The sequence below is a fragment of the Tibeticola sp. genome (genome assembly GCF_022759015.1).
GTDB classification, from domain to species: Bacteria; Pseudomonadota; Gammaproteobacteria; order Burkholderiales; family Burkholderiaceae_C; genus Tibeticola; species Tibeticola sediminis.
In genome coordinates this window covers 1-13035 of the sequence record NZ_JAEMQB010000025.1, presented here as the reverse complement: position 1 = coordinate 13035, position 13035 = coordinate 1, and the positions used below count along the sequence as shown (strand labels likewise).

The following is a 13035-nucleotide window of genomic DNA, read 5'->3' as shown; positions in this document are numbered from 1 at the left end:
CGTACGGCCCCCGAAAGATCGCGCTCCCACGCGAGCAGCTGGCGCAGCACCGCAATCTTGGCGTCGTATCCGCTCGACGCGCTCACGCCGGCATAGCCCTTGGTGCCGGCCTCCTTGTAGGCCCAGTGGGCGGCGACGCCGTGCTCGGCATGCGCGTGCATGGCCTCGGTGCGGATCTGGATTTCGATCGGTTTGCCGTCGGTGGGATCGCGCACGACCGTGTGCAGCGACTGGTAGCCGTTGGGTTTGGGCTTGGCGATGTAGTCGTCGAACTCTTCGGGGATGGGCGTGAAGTGCTCATGCACCCAGGCCAACACCGTGTAGCAGTCCTCGAGGCGCGGCACGATCACCCGCAGCGCTCGCACATCGAACACCTGGCTGAAATCCAGCCCCTTGCCCCGCATCTTGCGCACGATGCTGTAGATGTGCTTGGGCCGGCCCTCGACGCGGGCGCGAATGCCGAGAGCACTCAGCTCGCGCTCGAGGCGCTCACGCAGCGCGGCCATGTAGGCCTCGCGGCCCGCGCGCTTTTCATCGAGCAGCCGAGCGATCTGCTTGTAGGTTTCGGGCTCGAGGAACCGGAAGGCCAGGTCTTCCAGTTCCCATTTGATCTGCCAGATGCCAAGCCGGTTAGCCAGCGGCGCGAACACCTGCAGCGTCTCCTGTGCCAAAACCGGGGACAAGGGCTGACGGCTCGCGGCATGCCAGCGCAGCGTCTGCAGCCGTGAGGCCAGCCGCAGTAGCACCGCGCGCAGGTCACGGCTGAAGGCCAGCAGCATCTTGCGCACGTTTTCGGTTTGGACTGCCGGATCCACGCCGTCGGAAGCAGCGGCCTGGGCGGCACGCGAGAGCCGCTGGACCTTGACGAGCCGGGCCGTCTCGACGGCAAGAGCCGCGAGCCCCGCGCCAAAGGCCTTGGCGATGACTTCCTGTGGTCGGGTGAGCACCTCGGTCGTGTAGACGAGATAGGCCGCGGCCTGGGTGTCGTCGCCCGTATCCATGCTGCGAAGAATCGCGACTACGGAATCCGCGTGTTCCAGCATGTTTTCGCCGGTATCGAGCGCCTGCGCGGCGATCAGCGGCTCGGCAAACGCCCGCGCCCGGGAAACCAAGGCTGCATCGGCTGGCCCGGCGGTCGCGGTCAGTACGACGGCGGCAGGGCCTGCGGGAGCCGAGCCTTGCGAAGCCTGCGCATCGGCCGCAGCGGTTGCGGAAGCACCCAACACTGCGCTCACGGGCACACCCTCGTGCTCCGCATGGCGGTTCGAGCGGGCTGGGGAACCCACCGGCGCGGCGCTCATGGCTCTGGATCGAAGAGAAAGCCGCTGACCACCGCGCGCTGATCGTCGGCGACCAGGGTCGGAGCGTGGCCGACACCGGCAAACTCCACGCAGCGCGCGCGCGGGCCACGCTCGCCCATGGCTTGCGCGGTCTCGCGGGCGAGCAGGTCGGACTCGGCGCCGCGCAGCAAGAGGGTGCGCGCCTCGATCGCATCAAAGAGCGCCCACATCACCGCCTCAGCGGCGGCGGCTGCCTCAGGGGTCAGCGCGCGCAGCGGCAAAGCGATTGCCGGGTCGTAGTGCAGCCGATAGCCACCGAGGGGATCCGGGCGCAGCATCGGGCGGCACAAGTCGAGCCACTGAGCCCGCGTGTGCGGCCCAAAAGACGAGGAAATCGCCCACAGGGCATCGGCCGCCTCGTCGAGCGTCGCAAAACGCGAGCCACGCCCCAGGTATTGCGCGATGCGCTCGATGGCCGCCCACTGCACCACCGGCCCCACGTCGTTGAGCACCAGCCGTCGCACCGCCACCGGCAGCGGCAAGTCATGCCGGCCGCACACGGCCATGCCGATCAGCCCGCCCATGCTGGTGCCAACCCAGTCGAGCACGGCGATCGGCGCCTGCCGGTGCAGCGCATCGAGCAAAGTCACCAGATCGGAGACGTACTGCGGCAGTTGATAAGCGCGCGGGTCGAGCAGCCAGTCGCTCTCGCCCCGGCCCACGATGTCCGGGCAGACGACGCGCAAGGGCGCTGGCGCCTGTTCGAGCAGGGCGAGTGCAAGCGCGTCGAAGTCCCGCCCCTGGCGCGAGAGGCCATGCACGCAAACGACGACGTGCGCGGCCTGCGCGTCGCCCCACTGTGTGTAGGCCATGCGGTGCGTTGCGCCGGCGACCATCAGGTCCGCGCATGCGACGTGTTCGAGGGTCGGTCCGTTCAGGGTCATGGTCATTTTCGTGTCAGCCGCGCCCGGGGGTCGGGGCCGATAATCCAGCCCGTTTCTGACTTGCATCGCGGCGTCGCGTGCATCGTAAATCAAGCGGAGTTCACACCATGCTCAAAGGCAAGACAGCCCTCGTAACCGGCTCGACCAGCGGAATCGGTCTCGGCATTGCGCAAGCGCTGGCGCGCGAAGGCGCCAACATCGTCCTCAACGGATTTGGCGATGTCGAATCGGCCCGTGCCAGCATCGCCGCGCTCGGCGTCGAGGTCAGCTACCACGGCGCCGACATGAGCCGGCCGGCCGAAATCGAAGCCCTGATGCAACACGCGGCCCAAACCTTCGGCCGGGTGGACATCCTCGTGAACAACGCCGGCATCCAGCATGTGGCCCGGGTGGAGGATTTCCCGGTCGAGAAATGGGACGCGATCCTCGCCATCAACCTCTCCAGCGCCTTCCACACGACGCGGCTTGCGCTGCCGGCGATGCGCGCGGCCAACTGGGGCCGTGTGATCAACGTCGCCTCGGTGCATGGGCTGGTGGCCTCGGCGGAGAAATCGGCCTATGTCGCAGCCAAGCACGGCTTGGTCGGCTTCACCAAGACGGTGGCGCTCGAAACCGCGACCACCGGCGTGACCTGCAATGCCATTTGCCCAGGCTGGGTGCTGACCCCGCTGGTGCAAAAACAGGTGGACGCCAAGGCCGCCGCGCTCGGCGTCAGCAACGAGGAGGCCAAGCGCTTGCTGCTGAGCGAAAAAGAGCCCTCGATGCAGTTCACCACGCCCGAGGAATTGGGGGCGCTGGCGGTCTTTTTCTGCTCACCCGCCGCGAACAACGTGCGCGGGGTGGCCTGGAACATGGACGGCGGCTGGGTGGCGCAATGAGCGCCTCCGCCATGCTCTTAAGTTCATAGCAATATCGGGCCGTTTGACGCAGGCCTCCGGCGGTTTTTGTTCAAAATTCGCTGCTGAAGGGCTTCCCAGCCGGATTCTTCTCAAAAGGGTGCCTGCACGGGCTCGGCACGCCCAAGGGCCCGGGATGACCACGCGTGACGGCCGAGCAACGCAACCCTGCGCCCCTTCGGCGCTCAACTCCGCGCTCAACGCTCGCCAGCGCCACTCTGACGGATCTGCTCACGCAAGCGGGCGCGCTCGTCCGCCGTCAAGCGACGCGGCTCGGGTGCCACTGGTGCCGCCGCCTCCTGACGCTGCATCTGCAGCCACTGCCGAAGCTGGGGCGATGCAGCGCGCGCGGCCTGCGCATCGGCCGGCTGGGCGGCGACGCAACTGCAGGCAGCGAACAGAGTCCAGACGACAGGAGCGGATTTCATGCGCCGGATTATTCCCGCCATTGGCCCCGAAGCGTCATCGCGAAACGTAGGGAAGCTTCGATGCGGGGCAACATTTGTAACTGCGGGAAAAAGCACGGCGAATCGGGCCCAAAACCGCGGGGCTGCCCGCAAAATCGGCGCTGTTACAAATTTCGCCCGCGGAGAACACCCCGATGAACACGACCAGCCGCCCCGACAAGATCGTCATCGTCGATGACGATGCCCGCATCCGAGATTTGCTCCGTCGCTACTTGGCGCAGGAGGGCTTCGAAGTCATCGTCGCCGAGGACGGCAAGGCGCTCAATCGCCTCTTGCTGCGGGAGACGGTCGACCTGATCGTGCTCGACCTGATGATGCCCGGCGAAGACGGCCTGTCCATCTGCCGGCGGATGCGCGCGGCCAACGACCGCACACCGATCATCATGCTGACCGCCAAAGGCGAGGATGTGGATCGCATCGTCGGCCTCGAAGTCGGCGCCGACGACTATCTCGGCAAGCCCTTCAACCCGCGCGAGTTGCTCGCACGCATCCACGCGGTTCTGCGGCGGCGTCCGGTGATGGAGGCCCCCGGTGCGCCCTCGAGTGAGAACGAGGTCGTGCAGTTTGGCCCCTACACCCTCGACCTCGGGGCGCGCCAACTGCGCAAGAACGGCGAAGACATCCCCTTGACGACCGGTGAATTCGCGATGCTCAAGGCCTTGGTCCGTCACCCGCGGCAGCCCCTGTCCCGTGAAAAGCTCGCGCAGCTCGCGCGCGGCCGCGAATTCGAGCCCTTTGACCGCAGTCTCGACGTGCAAATCTCGCGGCTGCGCAAACTCATCGAGCCCGACCCGGCTTCGCCGCGCTTCATCCAGACGGTCTGGGGCGTGGGCTATGTCTTCGTCCCGGATGCGAGCTGAACGCCGACCCTCCGGCGCCCAGAGCGGACCTGTCTCCGCGGTTGCGCCGCTCGGGACGGCACCGGCGCCGCTCGAAGCGCGCCAGCGCCGACGCGCCCGCTTTGAACTCAGCCTGTTCTGGCGAACCTTCATCATGCTCGCCCTGCTGCTCGTCGGCAGCAGCGTGGCGTGGATGCAAACCTTTCGTGCGTTGGAGTATGAGCCGCGCGCGGTCCTCGCGGCGCAGCAAGTCGCCTCGCTGGTCAACCTCACGCGCGCGGCGCTGGTCCACTCCGACGGGATTGCCCGGCTGTCGCTGATCAAAGAGCTGGCCACGCGCGAAGGCGTGCGCATCGTCCCCCGCGAGCCCAACGACCGCTACACGCCCTACCGTGGCGATGCGATGGAGGAGCGGATCGCGCGCGAGCTCGGCGCGCGCCTCGGCAGCGGCACCCTGGTTGCCAGTTCCGTCAACGGCGAACGCGGCCTTTGGGTCGGCTTTGACATCGATGGCGATGCCTATTGGCTGCTGATGGACCCCGCCCGTCTGCGCCCCGTGGGTGGCGAGACCTGGCTCATCTGGCTGGCCACCGCAGCGGCGCTGTCGCTGGTCGGCGCTGCCTTCATCGCGCGGCTCATCAACCAGCCGCTCAAAAAACTCTCCTTTGCCGCCAGCCGCGTGCGCGACGGCGACTTCGATGCCAGCCACCTCGACGAGCGGGCCGTCACCAGCGAAATCCGCGAGGTCAATATCGGCTTCAACCGCATGGCGGCGCAATTGGCCAAAATCGAACAGGATCGCGCCGTGATGCTCGCTGGTATTTCCCACGACCTGCGCACACCGCTTGCGCGCCTGCGCCTCGAAGCCGAAATGAGCGTCGCCGACCCCGATGCGCGTGAGCACATGATCGCCGACATCGCCCAACTCGATGCGATCATCGACAAATTCCTGGAATACGCCCGTCCGGGACAGGCCGAGTTGCGCCCAGTGTCCCTATCCGAGATCGTCGAAGCCTGCATCTATCCGTTCAAGGACGCCGCTGACATCGCGATCGCTTTGGACATCCCCGCCGGGATCCGGGTCATGGCCGATGAAGTCGAACTCGCGCGCGTGCTCTCCAACCTCATCGAGAACGCCCGCCGCTATGGCAAATCACCCGAAACCGGCGTCGCGCGGGTCGACATCGGCGCACGCGTCAAAGACGATGAAGTCCACATCAAGGTGCGCGATCACGGCATGGGCGTCGCGCCCGAACTCCTCGACAAACTGACCAAGCCCTTTTTCCGGGGCGATGCCGCCCGCACCGCCGCCACGGGCGCTGGCCTGGGTTTGTCCATCGTCGCCAAGACCGTCGAGCGCATGGGTGGGCGCTTTTCGCTCAAAAACAGCAGCACCGGCGGCCTGGCGGCCTTCATCGTGCTGCATCGCGCAGCCTAAGCCCGAACCAGGAGCACCACCGCACGGGCCTCGATCGCGGCGCCCTGCCCCACGGGGCCAAGGCGTTCGGCGGTCTTGGCCTTGATGTTCACTTGGGCCGATTCAACGCCGAGGGCCCGCGCGAGGGCGACCGTCATCGCCGGGATGTGGGGGGCAAGCCTTGGGCTCTGGGCCACCACCGTGCTGTCCACGTTTGCGACCCGCCAGCCTGCCTGCAACGCGCGGCGCACGGCTTCAGCCAGCAGCACGGCCGAATCGGCCCCTTGGAATCGGGCATCGTCGTCGGGGAAGTGCCGACCGATGTCGCCAAGGCCGGCGGCGCCCAGCACCGCATCGGTCACCGCGTGGAACAACACATCGGCGTCCGAGTGGCCCAACAGTCCCATCGCATGGGGAATCTCAACCCCACCGATGACCAAACGCCGACCCGGCACCAGCGCGTGCACATCCCAGCCTTCGCCGATGCGGATGTTCAAGGCCGCCGCAGCCATTTCGTCATCGCTCATCACGCCAGACTCCGCAGCAAGGCCCGCGCCAGAACGAAGTCCTGCGGGTAGGTCAATTTGATGTTCCATGGGCTTCCCTGCACGAGACGCGGCCGCAAACCCAAGCCCTCGAGCGCGCTGGCCTCGTCGGTAACCCCGACGAAAGCCGGCGCCCGGGCGGCCAAAGCCCGATGCAACAAGCCCAGGCGCGCCATTTGAGGCGTCTGCGCGAGCCACTTGTCACTGCGCTCGATCGTTTCGGCCGCACGGCCTTCGACCGAACGCTTGAGGGTATCGGCAACCGGCAACGCCAGTAAGCCACCGACCGGGTCGTCGATGCAAGCATCGATCAGCGCCTCGACCAAGGCCGGCGCCACCAGACAGCGCGCCGCATCATGCACCAGCACCCAATCCGCAGGATCCGCCCCGCTCTCCAGCAGCCGCTCGACCCCATTGAATACCGACTGGGCCCGGCTCACGCCCCCGCAGTCCGCCACTTCGACCCTGGCATCGGGCACCGGCAAGAAACCATCCCCTGGCGCGACCACCACGAGAATGCGCGCAAGCCGCGGCACCGCCAAGAGCGCATCGAGGGTATGCATGACCACCGGCCGCCCTTCCAGGTCGGCGTACTGCTTCGGCCCGTTCGCTTGCGCCCGCAGGCCCACGCCCGCACAGGGAACCAGCGCATGAAGACGGGGAATCGGTGCGGTTTCGGTCATGAGGGGGCAGCGGCGCGGAACTTGCCATTCTAAAATCTCGGACGCACCCCCGGCCTACCCTTGGGCCGGGGGTGTTCGTTCTGGGCACCACCCGCCCACCGCACGCATGGAACTACCCAAACTCACCCCCGCGCGTCGTTACACGATGCCCCAGCCCGCCGCGTCGGCCGACAGTCTGCTGCTTGCCGAGCTGTCGCGCCGCGCGCGCACCGACGGGCGCCCCGTCGCCATCGTGACGGCTCAAGCGACCGACGCGGTTCGGCTGATCGAGGAACTGGCCTTCTTCGCGCCCGAGTTGCGCTGCGCCCTCTTCCCCGATTGGGAAACGCTGCCCTACGACAGCTTTTCGCCGCACCAAGACCTGATCTCCGAGCGACTCGCAACCCTTTGGCGCATTCAGCAGCGCGATCGGGAGCAAGGCGCCGACGTGATCGTGGTTCCCGCATCGACCGCGCTCTACCGACTGGCGCCGCCCTCATTCCTGGCCGCCTACACCTTTCACTTCAAGGTTGGGCAACGGCTCGATGCGCAAGCGCTCAAGAGCCAATTGACGCTGGCAGGCTACAACCATGTCACCCAAGTCGTCAGCCCCGGTGAATACGCCGTGCGCGGCGGCCTGATCGATCTGTTTCCGATGGGCTCACCCATGCCCTATCGGATCGACCTCTTCGACGACGAGATCGACTCCATTCGCAGCTTCGACCCCGACAGCCAGCGCAGCCTCTACCCCGTACCCGAAGTGCGGCTGCTGCCCGGCCGCGAATTCCCCATGGACGAGGCTGCGCGCAGCCGATTTCGGCAGCGTTGGCGAGAATTCCTCGAAGGCGACCCAACCCGCAGCCGCATCTACAAAGACATCGGCAACGGCGTAGCCAGCGCAGGTATCGAGTATTACCTGCCGCTGTTCTTCGAAGAAACCGCCACCGTCTTCGATTACCTCGGATCGGACGCCACGCTGGTGCTGCACGGCGACCTCGAGGCCGCTTTTGCGCAGTTCTGGCAAGACACCCGCGAACGCTACCGCCTGCTTCAAGGCGATCCTGAGCGCCCGATCCTGCCGCCAGAAGCCCTGTTCCTGACCCAGGAAGCCTTCTACACCGTAGCCAAAAGCCTGCCGCAGTTGGCGCTGCGACCGACCGAGCAGGACGCCGCGGCGCATCCCTGGCTGGCTCCCCTGCCTGAGCTCGCCGTGCAGCGCGGCGCCGACGAGCCTTTGGCACGCCTGCAGACGCACCTGCGCACCACGCCCGCGCGCGCGCTGCTGCTGGCCGAAAGCGACGGTCGGCGCGAAAGCCTGCTCGATTTCCTGCGCAACGCGGGCGTCTCGCCGCCCGCGTTCGACAATTTGGCTGAGTTCGAAGCCAGTGACGAGCCGCTGGGGATCGCCACCGGCGCGCTGCAAGCGGGCTTTGCCTGGGTCGAACGTGGGCTGGAATTCATCACCGAGACCGAGCTCTTCGCCGCCGCCCCCAGCGTGCGCCGGCGCAAGAAGCAGGAGCAGGTCAGCGACGTCGACGCGCTCATCAAAGACCTCTCCGAGCTCAACATTGGCGACCCCGTGGTACACAGCGCTCACGGCATCGGCCGCTACCGCGGGCTGGTGAACCTGGACCTGGGCGAAAAGAACGCCGACGGCAGCCCCGCGCTGCAGGAGTTTTTACACCTCGAGTACGCCGACAAGGCCGTGCTCTATGTGCCGGTGAGCCAGTTGCAACTGGTCAGCCGCTACACCGGCGTGAGCGCCGACGAGGCGCCGCTGCACAAGCTCGGCAGCGGCCAGTGGGAGCGCGCCAAGCGCAAGGCCGCCGAGCAGGTGCGCGACACCGCGGCCGAACTGCTCAACATCTACGCACGGCGCGCCGCACGCGAAGGCCACGCCTTCCGCTTCAGCGCGCACGACTACGAGCAGTTCGCCGCCGACTTCGGCTTCGAAGAAACCGCCGATCAAAAAGCGGCGATTCATGCCGTCATTCAGGACATGATCAGTCCGCGGCCCATGGACCGCCTGGTCTGCGGCGACGTGGGCTTTGGCAAGACCGAGGTCGCGCTGCGCGCGGCCTTCGTCGCCGTCACCGGCGGCAAACAGGTGGCGTTTCTCGCCCCCACGACGCTGCTGGCCGAGCAGCACTACCAGACGCTGGCCGACCGCTTCGCGAAGTGGCCCGTGAAAGTGGCCGAGGTCTCGCGCTTTCGCTCGACCAAAGAAGTCCATGCAACCCTCAAGGGGCTGGCCGACGGGACGGTGGACATCGTCGTGGGCACGCACAAGCTGCTCAGCGCCTCGACGAAGTTTCACAACCTCGGCCTGCTCATCATCGACGAAGAACACCGCTTCGGCGTGCGCCACAAGGAGCAGATGAAAGCCTTGCGCGCCGAGGTCGACGTGCTGACGCTGACCGCTACGCCGATTCCGCGCACCCTGGGCATGGCGCTCGAAGGCATGCGCGACCTCTCGGTCATTGCCACCGCGCCCCAGCGGCGTCTGGCGATCAAGACCTTCGTGCGCAACGAAGGCCAGGGCGTCATCCGCGAGGCCGTGCTGCGCGAATTGAAGCGCGGCGGCCAGGTGTATTTCCTGCACAACGAAGTCGAAACCATCGAGAACCGCCGCCAGAAGCTGCAGGAGATGCTGCCCGAAGCGCGCATCGCCGTCGCCCACGGCCAGATGCCCGAGCGCGAGCTCGAGCGCGTGATGCGCGACTTCGTCGCCCAGCGCTACAACCTGCTGCTGTGCTCGACCATCATCGAAACCGGCATCGACGTGCCCACGGCCAACACCATCGTCATCAGCCGCGCCGACAAATTCGGGCTCGCGCAGCTGCACCAGTTGCGCGGGCGCGTGGGCCGCAGCCACCACCAGGCCTACGCCTACCTGCTCGTGCCCGACATTGAGGGCCTGACCAAACAGGCCGCGCAGCGGCTCGAAGCCATCCAGCAAATGGAAGAACTCGGCAGCGGCTTCTACCTGGCCATGCACGATCTGGAAATCCGTGGCGCGGGCGAGGTGCTCGGCGAGAGCCAAAGCGGCAACATGATGGAGATCGGCTTTCAGCTCTACAACGAGATGCTCGCCGAAGCGGTGCGCAGCCTGAAAGCCGGCAAAGAGCCCGACCTGCTCGCACCGCTGTCGGCGACGACCGACATCAACCTGCACGCGCCCGCTCTGCTGCCCGAGAGCTATTGTGGCGACGTGCACCTGCGGCTCTCGTTCTACAAAAAGCTCGCCACCGCCAAAACCAACGAACAGATCGATGGCCTGCTCGAAGAAATGGTGGACCGCTTTGGCAAGCTGCCCCCGCCCGCGCAGACGCTGATCGATGTGCATCGGCTGCGGGTGCTCTCGGCCCCCTACGGCGTCGCCAAGGTGGACGCAGCGCCAAGCGTGATCACCATCAGCTTCCGGCCCAACCCGCCGATCGAGGCGCTGCGCATCATCGAATTGATTCAGAAGAACCGCCACATCAAGCTTGCCGGCAATGAAAAGCTGCGCATCGAGCGCGCCCTGCCCGACGCAACAGCCCGCGCGCAGATGGTGCGTGACGTGCTGCGCGCGCTCGGCACCCCGACCCCCGTGACCGCCTGAGTCTCTGCCATGAACCCTGAAACCGAACTCTCGCCGGGTCTGTTCGTGCGCGGCATCACGCCGCCGCTGCGACTGCCCGACTACCGCCTCATCGCGTTCGACATGGACTCCACGCTGATCGACATCGAGTGCGTGGACGAAATCGCCGATGCCGTTGGGCGCAAGGCCGAAGTCGCCGCCATCACCGAAGCGGCCATGCGCGGCGAAATCGCCGACTACAAGGAAAGCCTGCGCCGGCGCGTGGCGCTGCTCGAGGGCGTCACGACCGCGCAGCTCGAACAAATCTATCGCCACCGGCTGCAGATCAACCCCGGTGCCGATGAACTGGTGCACGCGTGCCGCGAAGCAGGCTTGCGCACGCTGCTGGTCTCCGGCGGCTTCACTTTCTTTGCCGAGCGGGTGCAGCGACGCTTGCAGCTCGACGAGACGCGCAGCAATCTGCTCGAAATCCGGGACGGCAAGCTCACCGGCCGCCTGCTCGACCAGCCCTGGGGCGACATTTGCGACGGAGCGGAAAAGCGCCGCGCCGTGCTCGAGACCTGCGCGCGCATCGGCTGCACGCCCGAACAGGTCATCGCGGTCGGCGACGGCGCCAACGACCTCGAGATGATGGCGGCCGTGGGCTTATCGGTGGCTTACCGTGCCAAACCGAGGGTGCGAGCCCAGGCCAAGGTGGCGATCGACATCGGCGGGCTCGACCGCTTGCTCGAGATCTTTGCCCCGCCCGAAGGGCGCTACGCCTGATCGTCTCCAAGCGCCGCATCCGGGGCGCCCGCGTGCAAGACCTCGATCTGCAGCCGCGCCAGCAGTTCGAGGATGCGCTCCTTGAGTGCCAAAAGCTCGATCCCGAGCTGTGCCGCGGTCTCTTTCTGCCCGGATGCGGCTGCGGCCACCAACGCCAGCCCGACACGGTGAACCTCGGCGTGCACGGGTTCGAGCTCCCGATAGGCGGGCAGCGCCCCATAGCGACGCCGGCCGTGGGTGTCGTACCAATGGCCGAGGCGGCAGGCATGATGATCGACCAGCTCCTCGTGGCCCAGCCGCACCGGCGCGCCGTCGAGCGTCGCCAGCACCGTGCGTATCCAGCGCAGGTGGTCGTATTGCGCGACCAGCAGCGGAAAGTCGCTCAATTCCCAACGCGTGTCGCCCCACAAAGCCCAGGCCGGATCGGCACGCCAGGTCTCGCGCCAGGCGAGCACCTCGGCCGCCGGCATGGGCCGGGCAATGCCATAGCCCTGGGCCAGGTCGCAACCCAAGCGCATCAGAACCACCCCCTGCTCGGCCAGCTCCACCCCTTCGGCGACGACGCGGCGGCCAAAGACGCTGCCAAGCGCGGCCACGGCTTCGATGAGCGCAAGGTCGCCCTGATCGTCCAGCAGGTCGCGCACGAAACTCTGGTCGACCTTCAGCACATCCACCGGCAAGCGCTTGAGGTAGGACAGCGACGCATAACCCGTGCCGAAGTCATCCAGCGCGACCGTCACGCCCAGCGCGTGACACGCCTCGATCACCGCGACCGCGCGGGCCAGGTCGTCGATGGCGGCCGACTCGACGATCTCGATTTCCAGACTGCCCGCCGGCAGGCTCGGGTGGCGCGCCAGCGCGGCCCGCACATCGTCGACGAAGCGGTCGGCGGTGAAGTGGTCGGGCGCCACATTCACCGCCACCCGGGTCTGGAAGCCCTCTGCGGCCCAGGCTTCGAGCTGCGCAAGTGCGGCTTCGAGCGCCTGCACCCCCAACTCGATGGCCAGCGGGCCCGACTCCATATAGGGCAAAAACGCCAACGGCGAGAGCAACCCGCGTTCCGGATGGCGCCACCGCGCCAAGGCTTCGAAGCCCACGACGACTCCCCGGCGCATGTCGACTTTGGGTTGGTAATGCCACTCGAACTCACGCTGCTCGAGCGCCAGGTGCACCCGATCGAGCTGCTGCCGATGCGCTTCCTGCATTTGGTCGGAAGCCACGTCGTACAGGTGCAGGCGATTGCGCCCGCTGTGCTTGGCCGCGTACATCGCCTGGTCGGCGTGGCGCAGCAAAAGATCGGGGTCGCCCGGATCGAAGGGATAGACGGTATAGCCCAACGATGCGCTGATTTCGACCGTCTCGGCACCCAGGACGAACGGCTCAGCCAAGCGCTCGACCAGCCGCTGCGCAATGGACTCCGCTTCATCGACGTGGCGCAGATCGGGGAGCACCAGCGCAAATTCATCGCCGCCGAAACGCGCCAGCGTGTCGGTGTCTCTCAAAACCTCTTGCGCACGCCGAGCCACCTGCCGCAAGAGTTCATCACCGGCCGCATGGCCCAAGCGGTCGTTCACCGGCTTGAATCGGTCCAGATCGAACAGGCACACCGCAATGAGCTGCGGCTGCCGTTCGCTGCG

11 protein-coding genes are annotated in these 13035 nt (G+C 66.8%); 5 read left to right on the top strand and 6 right to left on the bottom strand.

The window, feature by feature from the left end; all coding sequences use genetic code 11:
* Both JHC36_RS01750 and JHC36_RS01745 read right to left on the bottom strand, forming a co-directional pair.
* Positions 1-1301: HD domain-containing protein (locus tag JHC36_RS01750; RefSeq protein ID WP_287915079.1), on the bottom strand; the 1301-nt coding region annotated here is incomplete at its 3' end.
* Positions 1298-2230, bottom strand: a complete 933-nt coding sequence (locus JHC36_RS01745) for an alpha/beta fold hydrolase (RefSeq protein ID WP_503006757.1) — start codon at positions 2228-2230, stop codon at positions 1298-1300. The genes JHC36_RS01750 and JHC36_RS01745, both read right to left, overlap by 4 nt.
* A 101-nt stretch (positions 2231-2331) precedes the next feature.
* Between JHC36_RS01745 and JHC36_RS01740 the strand changes: the two genes are divergently transcribed.
* Positions 2332-3102, top strand: coding sequence for a 3-hydroxybutyrate dehydrogenase (locus JHC36_RS01740; protein WP_124219649.1), 771 nt, complete (start codon positions 2332-2334; stop codon positions 3100-3102).
* A 215-nt stretch (positions 3103-3317) separates the two neighbouring features.
* Here JHC36_RS01740 and JHC36_RS01735 read toward each other — a convergent pair whose 3' ends face one another.
* Complete coding sequence (locus JHC36_RS01735; RefSeq protein WP_287915075.1) at positions 3318-3548, bottom strand: hypothetical protein; 231 nt, start codon at positions 3546-3548, stop codon at positions 3318-3320.
* A 173-nt stretch (positions 3549-3721) separates the two neighbouring features.
* Here JHC36_RS01735 and ompR point away from each other — a divergent pair, with 173 nt between their 5' ends.
* Complete coding sequence (ompR, locus tag JHC36_RS01730; protein WP_124219655.1) at positions 3722-4447, top strand: osmolarity response regulator transcription factor OmpR; 726 nt, start codon at positions 3722-3724, stop codon at positions 4445-4447.
* Positions 4437-5864, top strand: coding sequence for a sensor histidine kinase family protein (locus JHC36_RS01725; RefSeq protein WP_287915072.1), 1428 nt, complete (start codon positions 4437-4439; stop codon positions 5862-5864). Before ompR ends, JHC36_RS01725 begins: the two co-directional genes overlap by 11 nt.
* On the opposite strand, the gene ispF is transcribed toward JHC36_RS01725, so the two are convergent.
* Both ispF and ispD read right to left on the bottom strand, forming a co-directional pair.
* Positions 5861-6340, bottom strand: coding sequence for a 2-C-methyl-D-erythritol 2,4-cyclodiphosphate synthase (gene ispF, locus JHC36_RS01720; RefSeq protein WP_287915082.1), 480 nt, complete (start codon positions 6338-6340; stop codon positions 5861-5863). The two genes, JHC36_RS01725 and ispF, sit on opposite strands and share 4 nt — an antisense overlap.
* Positions 6341-6369: 29 nt before the next feature.
* The gene (ispD, locus tag JHC36_RS01715) at positions 6370-7071 is read right to left on the bottom strand and encodes a 2-C-methyl-D-erythritol 4-phosphate cytidylyltransferase (protein ID WP_287915070.1); all 702 of its coding nucleotides are present in this window, start codon (positions 7069-7071) and stop codon (positions 6370-6372) included.
* A 106-nt stretch (positions 7072-7177) separates the two neighbouring features.
* Between ispD and mfd the strand changes: the two genes are divergently transcribed.
* Together mfd and serB are read left to right on the top strand one after the other, a co-directional pair.
* Positions 7178-10654, top strand: coding sequence for a transcription-repair coupling factor (gene mfd / locus JHC36_RS01710; protein ID WP_287915067.1), 3477 nt, complete (start codon positions 7178-7180; stop codon positions 10652-10654).
* A gap of 9 nt (positions 10655-10663) precedes the next feature.
* The gene (serB, locus tag JHC36_RS01705) at positions 10664-11398 is read left to right on the top strand and encodes a phosphoserine phosphatase SerB (RefSeq protein WP_287915065.1); all 735 of its coding nucleotides are present in this window, start codon (positions 10664-10666) and stop codon (positions 11396-11398) included.
* Here serB and JHC36_RS01700 read toward each other — a convergent pair.
* On the bottom strand, positions 11389-13035 hold a 1647-nt coding region (locus JHC36_RS01700), incomplete at its 5' end, for an EAL domain-containing protein (RefSeq protein ID WP_287915063.1). The two genes, serB and JHC36_RS01700, sit on opposite strands and share 10 nt — an antisense overlap.

Bases quoted from the DNA above. Each gene is read 5' to 3' on its own strand.
- JHC36_RS01745 (WP_503006757.1), bottom strand. From the start codon at position 2,230: ATGACCATGACCCTGAACGGACCGACCCTCGAACACGTCGCATGCGCG.
- JHC36_RS01740 (WP_124219649.1), top strand. From the start codon at position 2,332: ATGCTCAAAGGCAAGACAGCCCTCGTAACCGGCTCGACCAGCGGAATC.
- JHC36_RS01735 (WP_287915075.1), bottom strand. From the start codon at position 3,548: ATGAAATCCGCTCCTGTCGTCTGGACTCTGTTCGCTGCCTGCAGTTGC.
- ompR (WP_124219655.1), top strand. From the start codon at position 3,722: ATGAACACGACCAGCCGCCCCGACAAGATCGTCATCGTCGATGACGAT.
- JHC36_RS01725 (WP_287915072.1), top strand. From the start codon at position 4,437: ATGCGAGCTGAACGCCGACCCTCCGGCGCCCAGAGCGGACCTGTCTCC.
- ispD (WP_287915070.1), bottom strand. From the start codon at position 7,071: ATGACCGAAACCGCACCGATTCCCCGTCTTCATGCGCTGGTTCCCTGT.
- mfd (WP_287915067.1), top strand. From the start codon at position 7,178: ATGGAACTACCCAAACTCACCCCCGCGCGTCGTTACACGATGCCCCAG.
- serB (WP_287915065.1), top strand. From the start codon at position 10,664: ATGAACCCTGAAACCGAACTCTCGCCGGGTCTGTTCGTGCGCGGCATC.